A 24,355-nucleotide genomic window follows, 5' to 3' on the forward strand; every position below is an offset into this window, starting at 1 on the left:
TGTTTGTCGACACGCTGAGCCGCCCAATGAAGGACGGCTTAAGATGATATTACTCAGAAACTTTTGTACGTTTTGCTGCTTTTTCACGTTCGTTTTTGTTCAAGATTTTCTTACGCAAACGAATGCTTTCAGGTGTTACTTCACAATACTCGTCATCATTTAGGAATTCTAGTGATTCTTCAAGTGTTAATGTACGAGGTTTTTTGATAACGTTTGTTTGGTCTTTATTCGCTGAACGAATATTTGTCATTTGTTTCGCTTTTACGATATTTACTGCGATATCGCCGTCACGGTTGTTTTCCCCAACGATCATACCTTCATAAATATCAGTACCTGGTTCGATAAAGATAGTACCGCGATCTTCTACTTGCATTGTTCCGTAAGTAGTTGATTTACCAGTTTCCATCGATACAAGAACACCACGGCTACGTCCACCGACACGACCTTTTTGCATTGGTTGGTAAGAATCGAATGTGTGGTTTAGGATACCGTAACCACGAGTCATCGATAGGAATTCGGTTGTGTAACCGATAAGTCCACGTGATGGTACTAGGAAAATCAAGCGAACTTGACCTGAACCGTCATTGACCATATCAGCCATTTCACCTTTTCGCAAACCGATAGATTCCATGATGCTACCAACATATTCTTCAGGAGTATCAATTTGTACGCGTTCCATTGGCTCACATTTCACGCCATCAATTTCGCGGATGATAACTTCTGGTTTAGATACTTGTAATTCGTACCCTTGACGACGCATGTTTTCAATCAAAATTGATAGATGCAACTCACCACGGCCAGATACAACCCAAGCGTCTGGTGAAGAAGTTGGATCAATACGTAAACTTACATCTGTTTGTAACTCAGATAGTAAACGTTCTTCAATTTTACGACTTGTTACGTGTTTACCTTCACGACCAGCGAACGGACTGTTGTTCGTTACGAAAGTCATTTGCAAAGTAGGTTCATCAATACGCAAAATTGGCAGGGCTTCTTGATGATCGTCTGGTGTTACTGTTTCCCCAACGAAGATATCTTCCATTCCGGAAACGGCAACTAGATCGCCGGCTTTTGCATGTGTAATTTCAACGCGTTTAAGACCTAAGAAACCGAACATTTTGGTTACGCGGAATTTCTTCACGCTACCGTCTAGTTTCATCAAGGCAACCGATTGACCAACTTCCATTGTTCCACGGAAGATACGACCGATACCGATACGACCAACGTAGTCATTGTAATCAAGTAAAGATACTTGGAATTGCAAAGGCTCGTCGCTGTTATCCACAGGCGCTGGTACGTTATTGATGATTAGATCAAAAATCGGGTCCATTGTTTCTGTTTGATCTTCTACTTTATCGCTTAATGAACTAGTTCCGTTAACTGCCGCAGCGTATACAACTGGGAATTCCAATTGATCTTCGTCTGCACCAAGTTCGATGAATAATTCTAAAACTTCATCTACAACTTCTGCTGGACGCGCTGATGGGCGGTCAATTTTGTTTACTACTACAAGTGGTGTTAAATGTTGCTCTAGTGCTTTTTTCAATACGAAACGCGTTTGTGGCATTGTACCTTCATACGCATCAACGACTAAGACAACACCGTCAACCATTTTCATAATACGTTCTACTTCCCCACCGAAATCGGCATGTCCGGGAGTATCTAAAATATTGATATGCACACCATTATGATTGATGGCAGTATTTTTCGCAAGAATTGTAATGCCACGCTCTTTTTCAATGGCGTTGCTATCCATCGCACGCTCAGCTACCTGCTCATGATCGTTGAATGTTCCTGACTTACGTAAAAGTTGGTCCACCAAAGTTGTTTTACCATGGTCAACGTGGGCGATAATTGCTACGTTACGAATATCTTCTCTTAATTTCAAAATATTTCCTCCTAATATTAAATTACCTTCTCGAAACTGGCATGTGAAACCTTGCTCAGTTGCTCAAAAATGGCCTAACTAAAGTCAAGCGCTCTTCTTATATGGTAATACGACTTAGCTACCAGAGCCAAAAGAAAGAGGAAAATTAGTTCATTTTCCCCGTTTCTGGATCGTTTAGTTTTAATCAACTTTCCAATTATAGCACATTTTCTTCGGTTTAGCACGATTTTTATTCCAAAAAATGAATCTTTTTGTTGGAAGCGTTTGAACGAAATGGGTTGGCTCAACGGTTTGCATGTGCTGCTGAACCTTTACGCCTACGCGCTATATAACCACTTCCATCCGAACAATTTTTATCCAATTTATTGTAAAGTGGCTTATTTACCCAAATAATCGCGCAAAATCTCTGCATGAACGCCTGGGCTTGCAACAAAGGAGGCTCCTTTTTCTGTAATAGTCATTGGAGTCCCATCCACACGTGTCACAATCGCGCCAACCTCTTCGGCGATGATTTTTCCTGCTCCGATATCCCATGGTGCTAAATTGGCGCTAATGTAGGCGTCCGCTCTTCCTGTTGCTACCGCCATATATTCTAGCGTCGCGGCACCGTAAAGTCTCAATCCACGCGCTTCTTTAATTATTGCCAGCGTTTGTGGGAATTTGTGCATCGCGGCTGTGTTGATAATCACGAGCGCATCCTCGAGCTTCTTATCTGCGCTAAGCTTTGGAATTTCCACATCGTTTACGAAAGCTCCTTCGCCACGTTTCGCAAAGTAAAACTCCCCGCCAATGATATCGTAAATGTACGCCAGTTCGCCGATACCTTCTTTATAAATGCCAAGCGAGATCGCAAAATTCCGCTTCTGTTCCACGAAATTCACCGTGCCATCAATGGGATCGAGCACCCAAATGACACCTTCTAAACTCGTGATTTCTTCGCCATACCCCTCTTCGCCTAGCAAACGGTGATCAGGAAAGTGTTCCGCAATTTTTTCCGCAAAATAACGTTCTGTCGATTTGTCCACATTCGTCACTAAATCATTGCGATCCGACTTTGCTTCTACCTCAATATTCGTTTGTTCAAGTGCCATAAAAATTCGATTTCCAGCTTCTTCTAACCATTCTCGCGCTAGTTGATCTATTTTCTCAAGTACCATCTTCGCCTTCACTCCTTCGTGTCATTCCTATTTTTCCAAGCTTATCATAAATTCAAGCTAAATTCAGCCTCTAAGATCGGTTTTACGTTATAATGAAACTAACGTCTATTTTTACGAAAGCGAGGAATCAGAATGACTTTTACTGAAAAAGATTTTAAAGCAATGCAAGCGCCTGGTCTGGAAAATCGGATGGAGGCGATTCAAACGCAGATTCAACCGAAGTTTCGTGAGATTGGTGAAGGTCTTGCTACTTATTTAAGCGCAAAAACAGGCGACGAAATGTTCCTTCATATTGCTCGTCACGCGCGCCGTTCGGTAAATCCGCCTGATAGTACGTGGCTCGCGGTAGCAAATAATAAGCGTGGATATAAGAAGCATCCTCATTTTCAAGTTGGGATTTGGGATGAGTACGTCTTTATCTGGCTTGCTTTTATATACGAAACGGAAAATCGCCAAATCGTCGTGCATAATTTCTTGGAAAATCTCGATCAATTAGAAAATTTGCCGGCAAACTTCTCGATCTCGCCTGATCATACCGAAAAACCGACAAGTCTCATTCAAGATACGGATGTAACCAAGGTGCTGGAAAGATTCCGCGATGTGAAGAAGGGCGAATTTATGGTCGGTCGTATTTTTAAACCAGGCGATGCGGCATTGAAAAATGATGCTCAATTTACAAAAGAACTCGAAAACACTGTTGATTTATTGTTACCACTTTATAAGATGAGTTTTGAAATGCAAGAAATTTAATGAATTGGCATGTACAAACGCGTAAAACCTCTGTATAATGATGAAGTTGTGATTATTTGAGAAAAAGGAGTTGAGCACCATGAAAACGAGTATCGCGCCGAGTGAACCAGATCCGCATCAGAGAATACGAGAGGATTCGTCTACATGGCTTGCACCTGCACTCCATATGGCTGAATCCTGAGAAAAAGGAGGAATCGCCATGCATCAAATTTTCAAGTCGAATCCAGCGGGTAAGTTGGAAGAACTAGAGACACCTGAGCGCAATTGTTGGATTAATATTGTGGTGCCGTCATCGGAGGAAATTAACCAGATTTCGGAGCTATACGATATTCCACTTGAGTTCTTGGAAGATCCACTAGATAAAGATGAAAGTGCGCGGATTGAGCGGGATGACGATAACGATGCCGTTCTGATTATTTGTGACTTTCCGATCGTGGATGAAGATGATATTCACTATGCTTCTTTTGAAACGATTCCACTCGGGATTATTATGACGAAAGATTATTTCGTGACGGTTTGCTCGATTGATTCGTCGATTGTCCAGTCTTTCATTAAAAACCGCATTCGAGGCTTCCATACGCATATGAAGACGCGTTTTGCCTTACAAATTTTATATACGATCTCCACGCAATTTATCCGTCATTTGAAACGGATGAGTCGCCAAACGGATGATATCGAAAAAGAGCTACATGAATCGATGAAAAATAAGCAACTCTATGATTTGATGGGGATTGAGAAAAGCTTGGTTTACTTCTTGACCGCCCTTAAATCAAATAAGCTGGTGCTTGATAAAATGATGCGCCAACATATTGTGAAGATGTATGAGGAAGACCAAGATCTGCTGGAAGACGTTATCATTGAAAATCAGCAGGGTATTGAGATGGCGGAAGTTCACTCGAATATTTTGAGCGGGATGATGGGCGCTTATGCCTCGATTATTTCGAACAACATGAATATCGTGATGAAATTTCTGACGTCGTTTACGATCATCTTGACGATACCGACAATGGTGTTTAGTTTTTACGGAATGAACGTCGAGTTACCCCTCTCAGGTGCAACAATGGCTTGGGTTTTAGTAATCGGTATTTCCTTTGGGATTGCCAGCCTACTCGGATTTGTTTTTTGGAAGCGAAAATTTTTCTGAACTCCAACCACTTTCTTTTATGGAAGGTGGTTTTTTTATGTGAAAATCGGGAAAAGCTTAGCAAAGAGGTGAAAAGTGATGAATCTTAAATGGATGATCATTCCTGCCGTTTTTAGTGTGGTGCTTCTTGCAAGTTGCGTCAGTGATACTTCGGATAAAACAAATTCATATGGTAGCAGTAATAATAACTATGGTAAAACGATGGATAAAGCCGAGACGAAAAGTAAGGATGATACTTCACAGGTGGACGCATTGCCGCAAAAAGATGTTTTAGCCACGGTGCAATCGAAGCTTGATTCTAATGTTGTCGTTATATTACCAACGAGTATTCCCCTTTCTTCTGATAAACATTATCTCAGTGCTGCGACGACATCTACTGACAACAAATATGACGTTGTATTTTACGAAACGAAGCAACCAACTTCTGTGAATAGTCCAGACTTAAAGGATACATCTAAAGCCACGCCAATCGCCACCGTTTCTGGGCAGAACTACGAAACCGAAGAGGAAGCTGGCGAGGCAACGGGGCATTTGAATAACGTCAATACTGGGGTTAATGGCGTTGACCTCGGTTCGGGCATCACAGGCTATTCCGATGCTGGCGCGGGCTCTACTTTTCTAAATTGGGCGGAAGGTCGCTATAGTTTAGGCGTTCGTAATACGACAAGCGCGGATCCGGAGGTTTCGATTGATCTTGCTAAAAAAGTGGTCGCGAAACTAGAGAAAGAAACGTTGCCGATTCCGCACCAATTAGGCGCTGTAAAATTGGAAGCTGAGCCGAATAGAGCAGATGGAAACAGCATTCGCTGGCAGAATCAGAAAACCGTTTATTCTGTGAGTCAATTTGCCGATCCGCTAGACGGTGTTTCCATTGCGACTAGTTATGAAAAATAGGATACACACAAAACGAGACTGGGACAAAACTCAAGATAAAGCAAAATCGCCTCACCCTTTTTTAGGGTAAGACGAAAAATTTTGCTTTACACAAATCGAGCGAAAGCGCTTGTATTCAGGGAGTTTGGTGGAAGCCGGAAGCGGAGCATACTCGTGTATGTGAGAACCGGAAGTCCGCCAAACTCCCTGAATGCGAGCGCTTGCCGCCGATTTATCTGGGTTATGTCCCAGACTTGTTTTATTCTTTTCCGGCTTCTTCTAAGATCAACTGTTCCAACTCTTCCGCTGAAATATGTTCGTCAAAGATATGCTCGCCGATAATAACGGTTGGTACCAGGCGGATATTCGCAGCGTTTGCTTCTGCAATAATTTTCTCCGCTTGTTCCTTGTTATCTTGCTCAGAAAGGCCGATTTCATCTTGTGCGAAATTAGCGACTTCTTCCAATGTTAGAGAGCCCCAAAGATCTTGTCTTGCGTATATTTCATCCAGAATTTCAAGCGTTTGTTCTGGCGCCGAATAATCTAAATAATGATGGAATACGTTACCGCGCTGCAATGATTCTTTTTCTTTGTCGAATGGTTTCACGATTAATTCGATGCGCCCCGATTCCAAGTAACGCGTTAAAATATCACGTGATTTCTCATGCCATTCGCGGCAAAATGGGCACCGTACATTCACAAACGTGATCACTTTTACCGGTGCGTCGCTTTTCCCAATATGAATTCCTGCTTCTGTTCCTACATTTCCTGCTATAATTTCACTAATATCCATTTTCTAATTCCTCCTAGGGTTGCATTTTGATTTTACTTGTCGTTGCATTTTTCACGAGTTGCATGACCCGATATGCCGAATAGCCACTCGCTTTTTCAAACTCTTTACCGAGGCTTTTTTCTTCGCCAATCGAACGCACGACTTGCTTAAAATCATTATATTTTGCTTTTATTTCTGCGGCTTCGATACCTGTTTCATAGGCTTTCTCAACCGCTTGGTAAAAGTTAATAACTGTTGCCATCTCATCTGTTGACCAATCTAAGTTGATCGGATAACTATACTCCACGTGTCTTTCCTCCTTCGTTTGGTAAACCTGCTTGTGCCGCTTTTTCGAGTGATGCCACGACAACTCCCAGCTGTTTTTGCTCGTTGTCTGAGAGCGTTAGCGGAACAATCGATTTAACGCCGGTAGCACCGATAATGGCTGGTACACTCATGAACCCAGCCTCCATACCAAATTGCTTTTCTACATACACGCCCACGGTTAAAATAATATTCTCATCATGTAAAATGGTCGTTGTTAGTTCGACGAGCCCAAGTGCGATGCTATAATCAAACAAGCGATCTTCCGCTAGTGCTTCACTTGGCAACTCGCGTATTTGTTTGGTGATCGGCTCCAATTTTTCAAAAGAATAACGCTCGGGATTTTCCATGATGTAACTCATGATCGGCCGGCCACCAATATAAGCGCGGCTCCAAACGGGTACACCAAGCTCCAGGGTACTACCAATCATATAGGCATGCGCATTTCTAGCATTCACTTGAAAATGACGACCTAGCTCCGATCGTAAATAGGCTGTATCAAGCATCGTCCCAAGCGCGATAATCTTCTCTTCGGCAAGTCCTGAGAATTTCATAATCCAATGCGCGACGATTTCACTTTGCGGTGTCGCAACGACGCAAATCCCTTGAAAACCTGATTCCATCCACTGATTCACGTATTTGCGAACTACAGATGAAGCTTGTTGCATATCCTCCGTTGCGACGAATGGGTCATGTGTAAAAACAATCATCGTTGCGTTGCGACATTCCGTGAAGTTTCCGGTTGTAAGTTGTGTTTTAGGCTTGAAGTAAGCGCCATAATGCAGATCTTTTAGCGGTAATGCTTTTTTCTCAGCCACAAAGCAAACCTCTACATTTTGTTGTTGATTCATAAGTGCGAAAGCATAGTTTGTACTTAGCTTATTCGTTCCAATAATAGCAATTTTCTTATGATCTGTAGCCATATATGCACGCCTCCTATTCTCTGATGTGTCCTTCTTTATTTTATCATGAATCCTATAGCGATAGAAATATTGTGCCTTTAAAAAAAGCATCGACTCCGTTTTAGCAGAATCAATGCTTTTGCTCGCTAGTCCTCGTCGTTCTCTAAGGCTAGACGTTTATTTTTTCGTAAATAGTGTGTTGCGATGCAGAAGAATGTTGGTAAAACATAACTAACAATACACAGTAAAATGACTTCCAACACAGATTTTTGGATATTATCATTGGTCAGTTTAATAAAACCAGTGATTGGTGTTTCGAGAATTTGTATGACTGATTTGATGCCACCTGTATCGTGCATGTGGTGAATGAAGCCAATAATAAAGGCTATAATCGTCAGTACAAAGCAAATTCCTGATATAACATACGCCACCCAAAAGAGCGCTCGCTTCGTTGTCCCCATTTTTTCAGCTAACCACCTGTCGTATTTTGTGTCACACTAAAGTCTTCTTTCTCATTCTACTCCTTTTACTATGTAAAATCACACAAAAGCCCTTTTTAATGAATAAAGCGGCTATTTTCGTGTGTTTCAAGATAATCTTTCTTCAAGAAATAGGTAGAAACGCAGAAAAATGCTGGCATCACGTAACAGATAATAATCGCTAGGAACATGGACCACACTGGATTTGCTATGTGAACTTGAAAAATGGCTGGATCTGTTACTGGACTAGCTAAAATTCGCAAAACTGCACGCCAACTGTCGGTCTCATGCATATGAATGATAAAACCGTGAACAATGTTAACAATAAAACCGAGAAAGAAAATCGCTGAGAAGCTATAGACAACACCGAAGATAATTTTTTCCATCTGTTTCTTCAATTTTACACCTGGATTCTTTAGTTTTTTATATTTATATCATACTACTTTGTTTTTGATTTCACAATAGTTAATTGCATCAAACAAAAGAACGCCAAACCCTCAACTGGGTAAGACGTACATTCCGCTTCCAACAAATCGAGCGAAAGCGTTTGTAGTCAGGAGATTCAGTGGAACAAAGGGTGGCAAACTCATTACATTCCTTTGCATATTGAGGTTCTACTTCGCTTTGCTTCAAAGAATCTCAACAAAGCGGAGCGTACGACTGTACGTGAGAACCGGAAGTCCGCTGAATCTCCTGAATGCGAACGCTTGTCGCCGATTTATCAGGAATATATAACTGTTTACATATGGATTGGGCGGCCTAGCGCTAACTCTGCGGCTTCCATTGTTAACTCGCCTAATGATGGGTGAGCGTGAATAGTAAGCGCGATGTCTTCCGCTGTTACGCCTGTTTCGATTGCAAGTCCGATTTCAGAGATGATATCGGATGCGTTCATTCCAGCAACTTGAGCGCCTAGGATAAGTCCGTCTTCTTTACGTGTTACGAGACGTACGAAACCTTCTGGAGCGTCAAGGGATAGGGCACGACCATTACCGCCAAATGGGAATTTAGCAGCTTTTACGTCGAAGCCTTTTTCTTTTGCTTCTTTTTCTGTCAAACCAACTGTTGCTAATTCCGGATCACTGAAAACCACTGCTGGTAGAGCTGTGTAGTCATTTTCAGATGCTTCGCCAGCGATTGCTTCAGCGGCAACTTTTGCTTCGTAGCTTGCTTTGTGGGCAAGTGGAACACCAGGAACGATGTCGCCGATAGCAAAAACGTTAGAAATATTTGTGCGCCCTTGTTTGTCAACTTCGATCAAACCACGTTCGCTTAATTTCACGCCTAGTTGTTCTAAGCCGATATCGTCTGTATTTGGACGACGACCTACTGTTACTAATACGTAGTCTGCTTCAACGGTTTTTGTTTCGCCGTCAGCTTCGTACGTTACTTTTACGCCGTTTTCAGTTTCTTCGGCAGATTTCGCCAAAGCTTTTGTTACGATTTCCACGCCTTTACCTTTAAGGTTGCGTTTTACAAGGGAAATCATATCTTTTTCGTACGTTGGCAAGATTTCTGGTCCGCCTTCAAGAATTGTTAACTCTGTTCCAAGGTTAGCAAATGCGCCACCAAGTTCCGTACCGATGTAACCACCGCCGATTACGACAAGTTTTTTCGGTACTTCTGTAAGAGCTAGCGCGCCTGTTGAGCTAAGAACACGTTTGCCAAATTTGAATCCTGGAATCTCGATTGGACGAGAACCAGTTGCGATAATGACATTGTTGAACGTATAAGTTTGCGCTGATTCTGGGTGGATAACTCGCAAGGAGTGCTCATCAACGAAGAAAGCTTCTCCTTCTAACATTTCCACTTTATTCTTTTTAAGCAAGCCTTTTACGCCTGTTGTTAATTTACTAACGACAGAACCTTTCCATTCTTGCGCTTTTGTGAAGTCTAGGTTCACGCCATCTGCTGTGATACCCATGTTATCGGAATGTTTCGCTTCAGCAAAGCGGTGACCAACTGTGATCAAAGCTTTGGAAGGGATACAACCAACGTTTAAACAAACGCCGCCGTAATGTTCTTTCTCGATAATTGTTACTTTTTGTCCTAATTGTGCTGCGCGAATTGCCGCAACATATCCGCCGGGTCCTGCACCGATTACGATGGTGTCTCTTTCTTCTGGAAAATCGCCTACTACCATTTTTTTACGCCTCCATTAGTAAAAGTTCTGGGTCATTTAATAACCGCTTGATATTGTTCATAGCCTTTTGAGCTGTTGCGCCGTCGATTACGCGGTGGTCGAAGCTTAGTGATAGAGCAAGTACTGGTGCTGCTACGATTTCACCGTCTTTAACGATTGCTTTTTCTGCGATACGACCTACACCTAAAATGGCAACCTCAGGGTAGTTGATAACTGGTGTGAACCATTGTCCACCAGCTGATCCGATATTTGAGATAGTAGAAGAACCGTGACGCATTTCTTCACCTGTCAATTTACCGTCGCGTGCTTTTGTAGCTAATTCGTTAATTTCGTTGGAGATTGCAAAAATCGATTTTTTGTCAGCGTCTTTGATAACTGGTACATAAAGACCGTGATCTGTATCCGCTGCAATACCGATATTGAAATAATGTTTGTAAACTAGTTCGTCTGTTGCATCGTCAAGTGTCGTGTTGAGCACTGGGAACTCACGCAATGTGTTTACTAGCGCTTTTACCATGTAAGGTAGGAAAGTAAGTTTGATACCTTTTTCAGCTGCTACGTCTTTGAAACGTTTACGGTGAACCATCAAAGCAGAAACTTCGATTTCGTCCATCAACGTTACGTGCGGAGCAGTGTGTTTCGAGTTAACCATTGCTTTCGCGATAGCTTTACGAGTTGGTGTTAATTTCTCGCGTGATTCTGGGTATGTTCCGCCGCTAACAACTGGTGCTGCTTTTGCTGCTGGTTTCGCCGCTGCAGTTTCTTGTGATGCCGCTGCTGGAGCTGCTTCACTTGCTACTGCTGCTGTGTCGCCATTTAGGAATGCATCAACGTCTGCGCTAAGAACGCGGTTGTTTTTGCCTGATCCTGCAACTTGACGGATGTCTACGCCTTTTTCACGGGCATATTTACGTACAGATGGCATCGCGATAACTAGACCGTTTGGATCTTTTTGCGATGATGGTGTACCGTTTCCACCTGATACGGGAGCTTGTGCTGCGTTATTGTTTTCGAGTTTCGCAGTGTCGGCTGGAGATTCTGGAGTAGAAGAGTGATCGGCTGTTGCTTCGCCTTCAAAGTCGCCCTCGAACGTGATTAGCACTTGACCAACTGTTGCTACTACGCCTTCGCCAACTAAGATGTCTTTTACAGTTCCCGCTACAGGAGATGTAATTTCTTCGACAGATTTATCGTTTTGGACTTCAAAAATTGTCGCGTCTTCTTCAATTTGGTCGCCTGGTTTGACGAACCATTTCACGATTTCGCCTTCATGAATTCCTTCACCAATATCTGGTAATTTGAATTCGTAACTGCCTTTTCCGCCTGCTGGTGCTGCCGGAGCCGCTGCGGGTGTAGATACAGGTGCTGCTGGCGCTTCTTCAGCGTCGTTTTCGTGGCCTTCAACACCATCAAACGTGATTAAAACTTGTCCAACTGTTGCTACTACGCCTTCACCGACAAGGATTTCTTTGACAGTTCCTGTTACGGGAGAAGTAATTTCTTCAACAGATTTGTCATTTTGAACTTCAAAAAGGGACGCGTCTTCTTCGATCTTATCGCCTGGTTTAACGAACCATTTGACGATTTCTCCTTCATGTATACCTTCACCAATGTCCGGTAATTTAAATGAATATGCCATTTTTTAAAAGCCTCCTGTTAATTTTGATGTGGGTCTTAGTCAGCGTAACTTGCTGGCTTAAAGCCTCATTATACATGGGAACGTAGCGAACATGTAATCCATGTACTGCGTTCGTCATGTTTGGCGCCTTCGGATCTAGTTTCAAGAACCAGCCTCTCGGAAATTTCGTGGCCTCCGCAAAAACCAAGTGTGGGTTTTCACTGCGCCCTCTAACAATTTCTGTCGAGGCTAACGGGCTCTTTCCACTTTTCTAATTTAGAAAGCAAGTACCTCTTTCACACGCTCAACAATATCGTTATGGTTTGGTAACCAAACTGTTTCTGCTTGTGCGAATGGGAAGACGCTGTCTGGTGCTGTAACACGCATCACTGGTGCTTCTAGTGAAAGGATGGCGCGGTCGTTGATTTCAGCGATAACGTTAGCAGCGATTCCTGCTTGTTTTTGCGCTTCTTGAACGACTACTACGCGGTTTGTTTTCTTAACAGAAGCGATGATTGTGTCTACATCCAACGGGCTGATTGTACGAAGGTCGATAACTTCAACGGATACGCCTTCTTTTTCTAGTTCTTCAGCTGCTTTCACAGATTCTTGAACCATTGCGCCGTATGTGATGACAGAAACGTCTGTACCTTCACGACGAACGGCTGCTTTACCGATTTCGATTGTGTACTCGCCTTCTGGAACTTCTTGACGGAATGAGCGGTATAATTTCATGTGCTCTAAGAAAATAACTGGATCGTTATCGCGGATTGCTGAGATCAAAAGACCTTTTGCATCGTATGGTGTTGACGGGATAACAACTTTTAGACCTGGTGATTGTGCCATTAGGCCTTCCAAGTTATCCGCGTGAAGTTCAGGTGTATGAACCCCACCACCGAATGGCGCGCGAATTGTGATTGGTGCAGTACGTGTGCCACCAGTACGGTAACGCATACGTGCCATTTGACCAGCAACAGAATCCATTACTTCAAAAACGAAACCGAAGAATTGAATTTCAGGAACTGGGCGGAAACCTTCTAGCGCAAGACCGATAGCAAGACCACCGATACCTGATTCTGCAAGTGGCGTATCGAATACACGATCTTCGCCAAACTCTGCTTGAAGTCCTTCAGTAGCACGGAAAACCCCGCCGTTATTACCTACATCTTCACCGAAAACTAATACGTTCTCGTCATTTCTTAGTTCTACTGCAAGCGCATCTGTAATCGCTTGAATCATTGTTTTTTGCGCCATGATTATTTCGACTCCTTCGCTTCAAAAATTGCCAATTGCTCTTTGATTGGAGCTGTTGGTGTTTCGTACATATTTTTAAGAAGATCTGATACTTTTTGTTTTGGCGTAGCGTCAGCTTCTTTGATAGATGTTTTGATTTCTTCTTTCGCTTGTTCGATTACTTCATTTTCTTTTTCTTCGTTCCATAGACCTTTAGCTTCTAGGAAAGTACGGAAACGCACGATTGGATCTTTTAATTCCCACTCGCCATCAAGCTCTTTTGTACGGTAACGAGTTGGATCATCACCTGAAAGTGTATGTGGACCGTAACGGTAAGTCATTGTTTCGATTAGTGTTGGGCCATCGCCTGCAACTGCACGATCACGCGCAAATTTTGTTACAGCGTATACTGCTAGTGGATCCATGCCGTCTACTTGAACGCCCGGGATACCTGCTGCAACTGCTTTTTGAGCAAGTGTTGCTGCTGCTGATTGTTTTTCGCGTGGTGTTGAGATCGCGAACATGTTATTTTGAACAACGAAGATGGCTGGAGCTTTGTAGGCACCGGCGAAGTTCATACCTTCGTAGAAATCACCTTGTGAAGAACCACCGTCACCTGTATATGTGATGACAACTGCGTCTTTTTTACGTTTCTTAAGTCCAAGAGCAACGCCGGCAGCTTGAACGATTTGTGCACCGATGATGATTTGTGGAGATAGAACGTTTAAGTCGTCTGCGAATTGATTTCCGACAAAATGTCCACGTGAGAATAGGAAAGCTTTCGTTAATGGAAGTCCGTGCCAGATCATTTGTGGAACGTCACGGTAACCAGGAAGTACGTAATCTGCTTTTGTTAGCGCGTAGTGACTTGCCAATTGTGATGCTTCTTGTCCAGCTGTTGGTGCGTAGAAACCTAGGCGACCTTGGCGGTTCAAGGAAATCGAACGTTGGTCAAGCACACGAGTCCAAACCATGCGTGTCATTAATTCTACTAATTGCTCGTCAGTTAAGTCGGGCATCAAGTCAGGATTAACAACCTCTCCTTTTTCATTTAAAATTTGTACCAATTCAAATTGATCGGCAACAGCTTGAAACTGCTCTTTCACGTTTACTACAGTCTTCTTTGTTTTAGAAGCCATCGTGTAATCTCTTCCCTTCTGGTTTGAAATATTTTTAAGAATTGAATGCGCAATCATTTGATATTTTCTACTACAGCTACTGTAGCAAAATTTGGGCTTGTCAAGCAAGCAATACAATGATTGGTTCGCTCCTCAATTTTCCTAACTGGATCCGTGTATTATTCGGCTATTTCCAAAAAATAGTTTCAGCAAAATGCCGTATCCTCTTCTTTATTCCCATCTCTAGGAACTGAAAACATGCTTTTGGGATGAGTTTGTGAAAAAAGATACGAAATACCTTCACATTCACAAATTCATCTTGCTTCATAGCGATTGTTAGGATTTGTGCTTTGCTGTTATATTTTCAGTACGCCTTAATATTAATACACCAATCTTCCTCTTTAATTTACACCATCATTCTATTTTCGTCAATAACTTAAGCTCACTTTATTTTATTGCAATTACAACCCTCTACATCAAATCATTCGCTTTCGAAAACTGTATTAGAAATCGTATTTTCAAATGTAAACTGTTATATAATAAAGCAAAGATGGCTTAGGCTTGCTCTTTCAATTTTTATTTAAATACGCGTTCTTTTGTTTGTGAATTCACAAACAAAAGAATTTATGTAACAGTTCAACATAGCGAACAATATCTCTTATATTGTTTTAAATGTTCGTCTTCTCTTGTCTATATTTTAACATAAAATTTATTTCAATGACATCATTTCCCCTTCTCTACTGCTTTATTCGCATCAATTTTTATGTTATTTTTTCATGCTTGCTATAATCGGAAGTAAAATCCATTCACAACACGCGCTTTTTTTGGTAAAATGAAGATAAGTTTATAAGAACAGGAGCGAAAAAAATGCTTACAATGGATGATATAGTCCGTGAGGGGGACCCCGTTTTGCGCGCTGTCGCAGAGCCTGTCACTTTTCCCCTATCGGATGAAGATAAGAAAACAGGTCAAAAGATGTTAGAATTTCTGATTAATAGTCAAGATCCCGAAATTGCTGAAAAACATGAATTACGTGGTGGTGTTGGTATTGCTGCACCGCAAATTGCTGTTTCGAAGCGCTATATCGCGATTCATGTGCATGATGATAATGATCGTTTATACAGCCACATTTTGTACAATCCAAAGATTCGCAGTCATTCCGTCGAAAATGCGTGTTTAGGCGGCGGCGAAGGTTGTCTTTCGGTTGATCGTGAGGTTCCAGGTTATGTCGTTCGTCATGCTCGTGTGACGGTGGAAGCTTTTGATGAAAACGGGAAACCCTTTAAGTTGCGATTGAAAGATTATCCTGCGATTGTTGTGCAGCATGAAATCGATCATTTGAACGGGGTTATGTTTTACGATCATATTAATAAGCAGAACCCATCGTATTTGCCACCAGACGTGACGATTTACGAATAATAGTACAGAATAAAAGCAATTTGAGCTGTTCAGTAGGCTCGAATTGCTTTTTTATTTGCGCATAATTGATTTCTCATGGATGGGCATCCTCTTTGGTTGGATTATTCTCGCCAGTGGTATCTTGTTACTAAGAAATACGAAAAGGTAAAATCTCCAATAATAACGATTACTATGTTCTCTGTTGAAGCACTTTTTGCTGATTAGAAGGAGTTGTCTTATCATTTTTACAGCTTCTACAGCGTTTTTCTGGTAAAATAGAAGAGCAGAAAGCGGGTGTTTCAGATGGAGCGTTATGATCGGCAAATGCGGGTTGCGCAGATTGGAAAGTCTGGTCAGAAAGTATTGCAAGCGAGTAGCATTCTTATTATTGGAGTTGGCGCAATTGGCACGTACGCCGCAGAAATTGCGACGCGGATGGGTTTTGGACGGCTAATTTTGGTGGATCGGGATTTTGTGGAGCTTTCTAATTTACAGCGGCAAACTTTATTTACGGAAGAGGACGCGATGCAAAAAGAGGCGAAAGCGTGGGCGGCGGCGAAGGCGTTGCGCGCGATTAATCAGGATATTCAGATTGAATTTTTAGTGGATGATGCCAATGCGGTGTCGTTGGTGCCTTATGCGGGAAATGTGGATGCGGTTTTGGATTGTACGGATAATTTTGCGACGCGGCGTTTTTTGAATCAATGGTGCTTGGAGCAGCGAATTCCGTGGATTTTTGCTTCGTGTGCGGGGACGTTTGCGAATGTGATGCCGATTATTCCTGGTGAGACGGCTTGCTTGCATTGTTTAATGGAGAAGATGCCACTTTTTAATGAAACGAGTTGTGATATTATCGGAGTTCACGGGGCGCTTATTCCGATGCTGGCAGGGCTTCAAGTCTCACTTTTGACGAAATTATTACTCGGGGAGCGTCACACGGCTTATTATCAGTTGGATAATTGGGAGATGACATTTCAGAAGTTTGGTGTGACGCGGAATCTGGATTGTGCCGTTTGTGTTCATGGGGAGAAGCCAGAGACGGTCTTTTCAAAACAGCCGATGTTGCTTTGCGGGCGTGATACCGTACAATTTCAGATTGGTTCGGCGATTCATTTTGACGAGTTCGAGAAGGTCCTTCGTAGGCAAGACATCATGAGTAACGCGAATCGATTTGTTCTTACTTTTACTTTTCAAGATTATGATTTTACGGTTTTTCAGAATGGACGTGTGTTGGTGCACGGAACCGATGATTTAATGGTCGCTAAGAAGCAGTATCAGCACTTTTTTAATGAAATTTGAGGAGGCGCGAAAATGGAACAGAAGGAATTTATTCAGGCTCGAGTTGGGATTTTAACCATCAGTGACACGCGGAATTTAGATACGGATAAAAGTGGGCAATTGATTGTGGAGGCGCTTGAAGCAGCGGGACATGTTGTAACGCAGCGCATTGTTGTGAAGGATGATGATTTCTTAATTAATGAGGGGCTTGCTAAATTAAAGCCACATTGTGATTGTGTGATTTCAAATGGCGGTACAGGCATTGCGGTGCGGGATGTGACATTTGAGGCGTTATGGGATCAAGTTTCGCAGGAGATTCCTGGTTTCGGCGAGCTATTCCGTATGCTTAGCTACAAAGAAATTGGAACTCGGGCGATGTTGTCGCGGGCTTTTGCGGGGTTTACGCTGGATAATGTGTTACTGTTTGTGATTCCAGGCTCGTCTAACGCTTGCGGACTCGCGATTAATCAACTTATTATTCCTGAGTTGCCACATTTTTTGGCGGAGCGCAGAAAATAAACAAAAAGGAAACACCTACTCGCTCGAAAAAATCGAGATAACAGGTGTCTCCTTTTTATTTTACAAGTAAATCAGCAAATTCTGCTGAGACAGCTTGTAATGGCCCCTTGTATCGCGCGAAGTCTTTTTCGATGTTTTTAAATTGGCCCTTCTCATCGAACATCTCATCCGAAATATCGAGCGGTGGGTTCGTCGCCATGTTATACATATGCAAGCCTTGTGTTACGAGTTTCATGCTGAGCGTTGCTTGGAAGCCACCATGCCCGCCATAACACATGATGCTCACTGGTTTCCCGCGCCATTCATCATATAAGAAATCCAACGCATTTTTCAAGACTGCGGGATAACCCCAATTATATTGCGGAAAAATGAACACGAAACCGTCGTAGCCGCTGATTAATTCGCTCCACGCTTTTGTATGGGCTTTCTCGTATTTATGGTGTGCTGGAATTTCTGGCTCATCTAAAAATGGAAGATTTATTTCCGCGAGGTCGATGAGACTCAGATTCAGCTTGTCGTGTTCCATTTCTTTCATCGCCCATTCAGCCACTGTCCGGCAGACACGTGTCGGGCGGTTACTTCCGATAATGAGACCGATATTTGGTTTTTCTGACATGTTCTTCACTCCTATGAAAAGAAAGTCCGCATCCTCCAAAACGGGGGCGCAGACTTCTTTTAATTTTAATTATCCTCCGATTTGGCTCATTCGCCGTGTCGTCGGTTTGTGTGATTGCATTTCGTCTTGTAGGGCAATCGCCATCTCGTGACTTTCTGGTTTATTGTCGATTGATTTTTGCACGAGGTCCATTAATTTTTGTGGATCATCGATGAACGGACGGATATTCATTTCTTCATCCCAATACAGGCACGCTTTAATGTAGCCATCCGCGGTCAAGCGCAATCGGTTACAACTTGCGCAAAAATGGGAGCTGACTGGGTGAATCAAGCCGAATGTCCCTTTTGCGCCTTCTAATCGGTAGTTCTCTGACGGGCCATTGCCGCGAACCGAATCGACTGGTTGATACGCTAAGCCAGCTTCTTTACAGGCATCAAAAATGGTTTCTAGCGATAAATATTGCTTTTTCCAACTATCGCCAGCGTGACCAATCGGCATATATTCGATGAAGCGAATGTTGATATCTTTGTCTTTTGTGAATTGCAGAAAATCTAGAATTTCATCGTCATTCTGGCCTTTTATCAAGACAACATTGAGCTTGATTGGAAAAAAACCGACTTCTTCGGCTTTTGCGATTCCATCTAGTACTTTTTGCAATCGACCGCCGCGCGTAATTGTTTTGAAACGATCTTCTTGTAGCGAGTCTAGACTGATATTGACACGTGTTAATCCAGCGGCTTTCAAGGCTTCTGCTTTTTTGACGAGATACATCGCGTTTGTCGTGACGGCAATATCCTCGATTTCGGGTAGTGCGCTAATTCCTGCGATAATATCCACAATATCTGTCCGCAAAAGTGGTTCGCCGCCTGTAATCCGGACTTTTTTGATGCCATAGCCAACCATAATTTTCATGAAGTCTACAATTTCGTTTTTGGAAAGCACTTGTTCGTGAGGTAGGAATGTCATACCTTCGTCAGGCATGCAGTATACGCAGCGCAAATTACAGCGGTCGGTGACGGAAATACGGATATAATCATGGACGCGTCCAAAGCGATCGGTTAATAGTTGCATGATTCCTGCCTCCTATTCGTTATTTATCGAAACGGAATTTTCCGCTTTTGCCTCCTGTTTTTTCAACAAGATGGGTGTTTTCAATGACGATTTTTTTATCTATCGCTTTACACATGTCGTAAACGGTTAGCGCGGTAACGGATACAGCGGTCAGAGCTTCCATCTCGACGCCAGTTTTGCCAATCGTAACAACTTCAGCGATAATCGTTAGGTGGTCTTTACCGTCGTCTGTGAACATAATGTTAACTTTCGTCGTCATAATTGGATGGCACATCGGGATGAGTTCGCTCGTTTTTTTTGTAGCCATGATTCCTGCTACTTGCGCAACGGCCAGCACATCGCCTTTATCGATTTGCCCTTCTTTAATACGCGTCAAGGTCGCTTCTTCCATATGTAGCGTCGTTTCAGCGATCGCGCGTCGTTGTGTTTCACTTTTCTTCGTCACGTCTACCATGTGGGCGCGTTGTTCGTCATTAAAATGGGATAGTTCATCAGTCATTTTATCGGCTCCTTCATCTCATCCTCCGCTTACTGGAGGGATTATCGCGATTTCTGAAACGTCTGTTAAAAGGCAATCGTCTGGCTGAAACTCCATGTTCACCGCAATCATGCATTTCGCCACGTCGGCTTTAATCGCTGGGATTTCTTTACTTACTAACTGTCTCACATCTGCTACAGTCTTGCAATCAGAAAGGTCGAGTTCTACTTGTGAAAACCCTGCTTTCTGGACGAGAAAAGCGAATAGTTTAATGGGCGTCATCTCGCTCACCTCCCCAACGAACACGATCGGTATCGACTTCTTCTTTCCAAATGGGAACGCGTTTTTTCAAGTTTTCAATAATAAAACGGGAACCCTCATAAGAGGCGGCGCGGTGAGGTGTGGCGACTCCGATGAAAACGGCGATATCGGTCAGTTCTAACTCGCCTAAACGGTGAATCACGACCACATCGGCGTCGTATTTTGCCTCGACTTCGTGTGCTAGTTTGGATAATTCTTTCATCGCCATTTCTTTGTAGGCTGTGTAGCGAATCTTCTCGGTTTGAATGTCGCCAGTCCATTCGCGAATCGTGCCGACAAACATGTTCACAGCGCCAAATTTGGCATTGACTAACTCTTGGTATGTGGCTCCGACATCAATCGGCTCCTGCTGTAATCTAACATTTATCATTGTAAAAATTCCTCGATTATCGTCTGACATAAGGCAACTTGTGCGGCTTGCGTGCTTATTTTCAAAATGTTGGCTGGTAAATCGTCGCGCAATGTCGCCATCGTATGGATTGCTGGGAGCGTTTCAAGTGTCGCGATATCTTCCTCGTCCCGCACCATCACGATTTTTGGAAACGGCGCTTCTTTGTAGCCTTCGATTAAAATCACGTCGGTTGGCGGTAATTGGGCAATCATATTCTGCAGTGTGATGCCTTGATCCACCATAATCGCGTGTTGGGAAGAGGAAGATAGGGCGACAACATCCGCGCCGCTCTCACGAAACGAGTGGGAATCCGTGCCTGGGTGGTCGATGGTGAACGCATGGGCGTCGTGTTTGATGACTGCCACCGTGTAGTCTTGCGCTTTTAGTTGCTGCACAAAGCAATTCGTGAGCGTTGTTTTGCCGCTTTTCTTGAATCCTGTTATTTGGAGGATAATCGCCATATCTCTATCTCCTCTCCTTTATTTTTGCCTGTTTTGCCACTTGGGATTTTGATAAGGCATTCAGTTAAGTGTAAATTGCCAAGCGCGCTCGACATGTCGCTGCCAACGGGAACGGCGGTTAATTCGCCGGCTTCGTACAATAATTGCCCACGTAAAAAGCGATCGTAAGCGTTGTTTTTCGAATAATCTGCGCCCATTTTTGCCGTTTGAAAAGTGAATTGGGTTTCGATGTCGCCGCTCATTTTAGCGAGTACTGGCGCGATGAGCAGGTGAAACGCCGTGAAGCAAGCGCCTGGATTGCCTGATAAAGCTGCGACTAGCGTGTTTTCGTAGCGCATCGCCGTCGTGACGCTGCCGGGTCGCATTTGGATTTTGTTGTATAGCAGTTCGGCGTCCTCTTTTGCGATAATCGCCATGAAATCGAAGTCCCCGACGGAAACGCCGCCTGTTGTGAGAATGAGGTCGGCCTGTTTTGCAAGATCGGTGAGCCGGTTTTTCGTCAACGCTAGGTCGTCCTCGATTTGTTCCACCGCAATGACTTCTGCTCCTGCATCTGCCGCGAGCGCCGCCAACATCAGATGGTTACTGTTGAAAATTTTCCCGTCTGGTAGGGGGGAGCCTGGTTGGACAAGCTCGGAACCGGTGGATAAAATCGCCACGCGCGGCCTGCGGAAAACGGTCACAGTCGGTATGCCGAATGCTGCGAGCAAGCTGATGGAGCCGGGATTCAGATGGTGATGTGCTTGCAGTAATGGTGCGCCTGACTCGAATTCTTCGCCGCGCTCTGTGATGTTTGTATTTTTATGCGTGTTGATGAGTGTGATTGTCGCGGAGTCACCGGTTTCGCGTGACTGCTCCAGCATGATGATTTTGCCGGCGTTTTCTGGAACTTTGGCGCCGGTCATGATGCGCACGGTCTCATTTTCCTGCAAATCGTGATTGTACGCGGCGCCACAGGGAACGTCCGCCACGACTTGGAAGGTTCGCGGGTAATTTGAATCGTCCTCCGCGCGAATCGCAAAACCGTCATATCCTGAACGCCTGAAATACGGCATCGCCATCGTCGCGGTGACTTCTTCTGCCAAGATTCGACCATTCGCGTCTGCGGTTTGAATCTGCTCTGCGCCAAGCATGACCGCGTTCTCTAACAACCTTTTCTGCGCCTCTTCCACCCGAATCGCCACTCGTTTATCCAACATGCCAAACACTTCCTTCTCCCACAAATTTCAGCTAGTTCCACTATACATCAAGCGCTGTGAAAATAACAGTGTAAGCGCTCACTTCTCGTTAGTTCGCTGCTCCAAATCCATACTTCTTCAAAATTTTCTGCGCTTGCGCTCCTTCCATATAATCCATAAATTTCGACGCCTCATCAGCCACATCAGAATCTTTTACTGTCGCCACGTAATATCCAATCGGGCTGTGCGACGAGTTGCTCATTTTATAAGCCGTCTGCACCTTTTTGGAAATCATCGCATCGGTTTGATATACAAAACCAATATCCGCGTTTCCAGATTCCACGTATGCCAACACTTGACGCACGTCACTCGCCTTCACCAAACGCGATTTCACGCCCGCCATCAACTGCTCTTTCGTCAAAAATTCCGCCGCATATTTTCCGGCTGGTACAGAAGCTGGATCACCAATCGCAATCACACGCGCCTTCGCAAGTTCTGTTTTAATATCGCCAGTTGGAACACTTTTTTTCGGCATCACAGCAACCAGTGTATTCGAGGCAATTTCCTGTTTTTCACTAATGAATTTCTTTTTCAACAATGTATCCGCATCCGCCGCGCTTGCAAGTACCACGCCATCAATTGGCGCGCCATTCTCCACACGCTCGCGAACTTGCCCAGATCCAGCAAAATCAAATTCTAATTTTATGTTATCATGTTCTTTTTCATACAGCGGCTTGACGTCATCCATCACATCTTTCAAACTCGCCGCCACAGAAATATGTATCGTTTGCGGTTCTTGTGTGCCACATCCAGCCAAAACTAAAAATAACACCGCCAAAACCAAACTGCTTTTTATCCACATTCTCATCTATTCTCCCCCCTAATTAAGTCTACCCCTATTGTACGGAATTTCCTAAAAAAAAGACAGCGAAATTATTCCACTGCCTTCCTTTTTTAATCAGGTCGTTACAGCTGGTTTGCGTAAATAAACAGCCCAGACTGTCACAAGACAAACGAGTGCAAACACGCCGAGCAAGACAAATCCAAGCGTATAAGAACCTGTATTTTGTTTAATAATACCGAGTAAAAGCGGCGGGAAAAATCCACCAAGTCCACCAGCTGCACCAACGAATCCCGTCACTGCACCAGTATTTCCTTTTGAAACCATTGGCACCATTTTGAAAATAATCCCGTTACCAAGCCCAACAATCAGCGCGGTAATAAAGATAAGCGTCGTGAAAATGCCGTACTGCGTCAGTGAGAACGCAATCAGGAACGCGGCCACAGAAACGAGTGCAAAGCCGGTTGTCAGCAATTTCGTTGGATTGAATTTATCCGCCAAAATCCCACCGACAGGACGCATGAATGTGGCCGTTGCAGCAAAGCCAGCAGAGAATAAACCAGCGTTAACCGCGCCAATCGAGAACTGGTCCCCCATAAATGCTGGCAAATAATTGCTAAGCGCTACGAAAGAACCGAATGTGAGGAAATAGAACAGCGATAAGTACCACGTGTTTTTATCCTTCACAACCGATAGCGACTGCTTCAACGTTTTCTTTTCCGTTGATAGCTTCATTTCCTTCGCGAAAATGGCAAAGATAGCGACAATAATCACAATCGCAATCATTAGGGAATAGTAAATCCAGTCGAATCCCCAGTTTGCATTTATACGCGGAATAATAAGACCAGAAAGCGCATTACCAATGTTACCCATCCCCGCAATACCAAGAATTAAGCCTTGTTTTTCAGCTGGGAAAAAGGTCGACACGTAAGAAATCGCGATGGCAAAAGTTGTCCCCGCCATACCAATGAAAAACGCGCAAAGCATCAAGTATAAATAAGTTGTCGCAAAAGGTATCAAAACAAGTGGAATCAGCGTGAAAAGCATCGTGATAATGTATATTTTCTTTCCACCGTACCGATCACTTAAAATCCCCATTGGAATCCGCATGATAGAGCCTAAAAGTACGGGTGTTGCAATAAGTAAGCTTTTTTGTGAAGCAGATAAACCAAATTCCGCGGCAATCTGATTGGAAACTGGGGATAATGAAGCCCAGACCATGAATGAAATCGCCATCGCAACCGTAGCAATGGTGAGCGCGATATACGCGTCTTTTTTAGATGTTTGTTGCATAATTTATTTCTCCCTTCAGTGATTTATCTGGTGCATAGATCAGATAAATTGGCGGCAAAATTTACGTCCTACCCATTAGAAATTTGATGAGTTATTTAATCCAAACTCT

At 43.5% G+C, this 24,355-nt stretch carries 26 protein-coding genes; 6 read left to right on the forward strand and 20 right to left on the reverse strand.

Annotation, left to right across the window (positions count from 1 at the left end; all coding sequences use genetic code 11):
- Positions 1 to 49 precede the first annotated feature (49 nt).
- Positions 50 to 1,888, reverse strand: a complete 1,839-nt coding sequence (gene typA, locus UE46_RS11875) for a translational GTPase TypA (RefSeq protein ID WP_036063369.1) — start codon at positions 1,886 to 1,888, stop codon at positions 50 to 52.
- A gap of 377 nt (positions 1,889 to 2,265) precedes the next feature.
- Positions 2,266 to 3,045: an inositol monophosphatase family protein gene (locus UE46_RS11880; protein ID WP_036063367.1), complete on the reverse strand. Its 780-nt coding sequence runs from the start codon at positions 3,043 to 3,045 to the stop codon at positions 2,266 to 2,268.
- Positions 3,046 to 3,177: 132 nt separating this feature from the next.
- Between UE46_RS11880 and UE46_RS11885 the strand changes: the two genes are divergently transcribed.
- The 3 genes from UE46_RS11885 (at position 3,178) to UE46_RS11895 (ending at position 5,833) form a co-directional block, all read left to right on the forward strand.
- Positions 3,178 to 3,795 carry a YktB family protein gene (locus UE46_RS11885; protein WP_036063365.1) on the forward strand — a complete coding sequence of 206 codons (618 nt, stop codon included), beginning with the start codon at positions 3,178 to 3,180 and terminating at the stop codon, positions 3,793 to 3,795.
- Positions 3,796 to 3,994: 199 nt separating this feature from the next.
- Positions 3,995 to 4,939: a magnesium transporter CorA family protein gene (locus UE46_RS11890; protein WP_036063363.1), complete on the forward strand. Its 945-nt coding sequence runs from the start codon at positions 3,995 to 3,997 to the stop codon at positions 4,937 to 4,939.
- 78 nt (positions 4,940 to 5,017) lie between these two features.
- Positions 5,018 to 5,833 (forward strand): hypothetical protein, encoded by an 816-nt coding sequence (locus UE46_RS11895; protein WP_036063360.1) that lies wholly within the window; start codon positions 5,018 to 5,020, stop codon positions 5,831 to 5,833.
- A 238-nt stretch (positions 5,834 to 6,071) separates the two neighbouring features.
- On the opposite strand, the gene UE46_RS11900 is transcribed toward UE46_RS11895, so the two are convergent.
- The 9 genes from UE46_RS11900 to pdhA all read right to left on the reverse strand — a co-directional run bounded on the left by UE46_RS11900 (position 6,072) and on the right by pdhA (position 14,422).
- Positions 6,072 to 6,605 carry a DsbA family protein gene (locus tag UE46_RS11900; protein ID WP_036063358.1) on the reverse strand — a complete coding sequence of 178 codons (534 nt, stop codon included), beginning with the start codon at positions 6,603 to 6,605 and terminating at the stop codon, positions 6,072 to 6,074.
- A gap of 13 nt (positions 6,606 to 6,618) precedes the next feature.
- A complete protein-coding gene (locus tag UE46_RS11905; protein WP_118907655.1) occupies positions 6,619 to 6,891 on the reverse strand; it encodes a UPF0223 family protein in 273 nt (90 codons plus the stop codon).
- Positions 6,881 to 7,831, reverse strand: coding sequence for a Rossmann-fold NAD(P)-binding domain-containing protein (locus UE46_RS11910; protein WP_036063357.1), 951 nt, complete (start codon positions 7,829 to 7,831; stop codon positions 6,881 to 6,883). The genes UE46_RS11905 and UE46_RS11910 overlap by 11 nt, the downstream gene beginning before the upstream one ends.
- A 125-nt stretch (positions 7,832 to 7,956) precedes the next feature.
- Complete coding sequence (locus UE46_RS11915; protein WP_036063354.1) at positions 7,957 to 8,271, reverse strand: hypothetical protein; 315 nt, start codon at positions 8,269 to 8,271, stop codon at positions 7,957 to 7,959.
- A 95-nt stretch (positions 8,272 to 8,366) separates the two neighbouring features.
- Positions 8,367 to 8,675 carry a hypothetical protein gene (locus UE46_RS11920; protein ID WP_051493082.1) on the reverse strand — a complete coding sequence of 103 codons (309 nt, stop codon included), beginning with the start codon at positions 8,673 to 8,675 and terminating at the stop codon, positions 8,367 to 8,369.
- A 353-nt stretch (positions 8,676 to 9,028) separates the two neighbouring features.
- Positions 9,029 to 10,432 (reverse strand): dihydrolipoyl dehydrogenase, encoded by a 1,404-nt coding sequence (gene lpdA, locus UE46_RS11925; protein ID WP_036063352.1) that lies wholly within the window; start codon positions 10,430 to 10,432, stop codon positions 9,029 to 9,031.
- A gap of 4 nt (positions 10,433 to 10,436) precedes the next feature.
- Complete coding sequence (locus UE46_RS11930; RefSeq protein WP_036063351.1) at positions 10,437 to 12,071, reverse strand: dihydrolipoyllysine-residue acetyltransferase; 1,635 nt, start codon at positions 12,069 to 12,071, stop codon at positions 10,437 to 10,439.
- 255 nt (positions 12,072 to 12,326) lie between these two features.
- Positions 12,327 to 13,304, reverse strand: a complete 978-nt coding sequence (locus UE46_RS11935; protein ID WP_036063350.1) for an alpha-ketoacid dehydrogenase subunit beta — start codon at positions 13,302 to 13,304, stop codon at positions 12,327 to 12,329.
- A gap of 2 nt (positions 13,305 to 13,306) precedes the next feature.
- On the reverse strand, positions 13,307 to 14,422 hold the full coding sequence (pdhA, locus tag UE46_RS11940) for a pyruvate dehydrogenase (acetyl-transferring) E1 component subunit alpha (protein WP_036063349.1): 1,116 nt from the start codon (positions 14,420 to 14,422) through the stop codon (positions 13,307 to 13,309).
- An 846-nt stretch (positions 14,423 to 15,268) separates the two neighbouring features.
- Between pdhA and def the strand changes: the two genes are divergently transcribed.
- The 3 genes from def (at position 15,269) to UE46_RS11955 (ending at position 17,596) form a co-directional block, all read left to right on the forward strand.
- Positions 15,269 to 15,820, forward strand: coding sequence for a peptide deformylase (def, locus tag UE46_RS11945; protein ID WP_036063348.1), 552 nt, complete (start codon positions 15,269 to 15,271; stop codon positions 15,818 to 15,820).
- A gap of 282 nt (positions 15,821 to 16,102) precedes the next feature.
- Positions 16,103 to 17,098, forward strand: a complete 996-nt coding sequence (locus UE46_RS11950; protein WP_118907656.1) for a ThiF family adenylyltransferase — start codon at positions 16,103 to 16,105, stop codon at positions 17,096 to 17,098.
- A gap of 12 nt (positions 17,099 to 17,110) precedes the next feature.
- On the forward strand, positions 17,111 to 17,596 hold the full coding sequence (locus tag UE46_RS11955) for a MogA/MoaB family molybdenum cofactor biosynthesis protein (RefSeq protein WP_036058910.1): 486 nt from the start codon (positions 17,111 to 17,113) through the stop codon (positions 17,594 to 17,596).
- A 55-nt stretch (positions 17,597 to 17,651) separates the two neighbouring features.
- Here UE46_RS11955 and UE46_RS11960 read toward each other — a convergent pair whose 3' ends face one another.
- The 9 genes from UE46_RS11960 to UE46_RS12000 all read right to left on the reverse strand — a co-directional run bounded on the left by UE46_RS11960 (position 17,652) and on the right by UE46_RS12000 (position 24,246).
- The gene (locus UE46_RS11960) at positions 17,652 to 18,212 is read right to left on the reverse strand and encodes an NADPH-dependent FMN reductase (protein ID WP_036058908.1); all 561 of its coding nucleotides are present in this window, start codon (positions 18,210 to 18,212) and stop codon (positions 17,652 to 17,654) included.
- Between the two features lie 69 nt (positions 18,213 to 18,281).
- Positions 18,282 to 19,283 carry a GTP 3',8-cyclase MoaA gene (gene moaA / locus UE46_RS11965; RefSeq protein ID WP_036058906.1) on the reverse strand — a complete coding sequence of 334 codons (1,002 nt, stop codon included), beginning with the start codon at positions 19,281 to 19,283 and terminating at the stop codon, positions 18,282 to 18,284.
- Between the two features lie 19 nt (positions 19,284 to 19,302).
- Positions 19,303 to 19,782, reverse strand: coding sequence for a cyclic pyranopterin monophosphate synthase MoaC (gene moaC, locus UE46_RS11970; RefSeq protein WP_036058905.1), 480 nt, complete (start codon positions 19,780 to 19,782; stop codon positions 19,303 to 19,305).
- An 18-nt stretch (positions 19,783 to 19,800) separates the two neighbouring features.
- Positions 19,801 to 20,043, reverse strand: coding sequence for a molybdopterin converting factor subunit 1 (gene moaD, locus UE46_RS11975; protein WP_036058904.1), 243 nt, complete (start codon positions 20,041 to 20,043; stop codon positions 19,801 to 19,803).
- Positions 20,030 to 20,452 (reverse strand): molybdenum cofactor biosynthesis protein MoaE, encoded by a 423-nt coding sequence (locus tag UE46_RS11980; protein WP_036058903.1) that lies wholly within the window; start codon positions 20,450 to 20,452, stop codon positions 20,030 to 20,032. The genes moaD and UE46_RS11980 overlap by 14 nt, the downstream gene beginning before the upstream one ends.
- Positions 20,449 to 20,934 carry a molybdopterin-guanine dinucleotide biosynthesis protein B gene (mobB, locus tag UE46_RS11985; protein WP_036058902.1) on the reverse strand — a complete coding sequence of 162 codons (486 nt, stop codon included), beginning with the start codon at positions 20,932 to 20,934 and terminating at the stop codon, positions 20,449 to 20,451. The genes UE46_RS11980 and mobB overlap by 4 nt, the downstream gene beginning before the upstream one ends.
- A complete protein-coding gene (locus UE46_RS11990; RefSeq protein WP_036058901.1) occupies positions 20,913 to 22,133 on the reverse strand; it encodes a molybdopterin molybdotransferase MoeA in 1,221 nt (406 codons plus the stop codon). The genes mobB and UE46_RS11990 overlap by 22 nt, the downstream gene beginning before the upstream one ends.
- Before the next feature lie 88 nt (positions 22,134 to 22,221).
- On the reverse strand, positions 22,222 to 22,980 hold the full coding sequence (gene modA, locus UE46_RS11995) for a molybdate ABC transporter substrate-binding protein (protein WP_036058900.1): 759 nt from the start codon (positions 22,978 to 22,980) through the stop codon (positions 22,222 to 22,224).
- A gap of 90 nt (positions 22,981 to 23,070) precedes the next feature.
- Entirely contained in the window at positions 23,071 to 24,246 is a 1,176-nt protein-coding gene (locus UE46_RS12000; RefSeq protein ID WP_036058899.1) for a nitrate/nitrite transporter, read from the reverse strand.
- Between the last annotated feature and the right edge of the window lie 109 nt (positions 24,247 to 24,355).

The sequence above is a fragment of the Listeria weihenstephanensis genome, from assembly GCF_003534205.1.
Taxonomy (GTDB): Bacteria; Bacillota; Bacilli; order Lactobacillales; family Listeriaceae; genus Listeria_A; species Listeria_A weihenstephanensis.